This is a genomic window from Georgenia sp. Marseille-Q6866, from assembly GCF_965111665.1.
The window spans coordinates 1-507 of the sequence record NZ_CBCOOR010000020.1; the positions used below are offsets into that span (position 1 = coordinate 1).

At 77.1% G+C, this 507-nt stretch carries 1 protein-coding gene; it reads right to left on the bottom strand.

The annotated features are described in order from the left end of the window. On the bottom strand, positions 1 to 406 hold a 406-nt coding region (locus tag ACWPXV_RS14765), incomplete at its 3' end, for an SAM-dependent methyltransferase (RefSeq protein ID WP_454085929.1). Between the last annotated feature and the right edge of the window lie 101 nt (positions 407 to 507).

The window sequence follows — 507 nt, forward strand, 5'->3', positions numbered from 1 at the left end:
GGTCCAGGACGGTGACCCGGGGGTCCTGCTGGAGGGACCACACGAGCTGCCCGTAGCCGACGTCGACCGCGACGACGTGCTCGGCCCCGCAGCGCAGCAGCACGTCGGTGAAGCCACCGGTGGAGGCACCGGCGTCGAGGGCGCGGCGGCCGGCGACCGTGGGGGCCCGGTCGCCGAGGGCGTCGAGGGCGCCGGCGAGCTTGTGCGCGCCGCGGGAGGCGTAGTCGTCGGTGGCCGGGGCGACGACGCGCAGCGCCTGGGCGGGGTCGACCTGCCGGGCGGCCTTGGTGACGGCGGCACCGTCGAGGAGGACGTGGCCCTCGGCGATGAGCTCGGCGGCGTGCTGACGCGAGCGGGCCATCCCGCGGCGGACGAGCTCGGCATCCACCCTGACGAGGCGCGCCACGTCAGGACTCGGCCGCGGACAGCTGGGCCGCCAGGGCGCGGTGGACGGCGTCGAGGACGGTGACGTGCTCACCGAGGGGACGCTCCGCGAGGGTCTGGAGC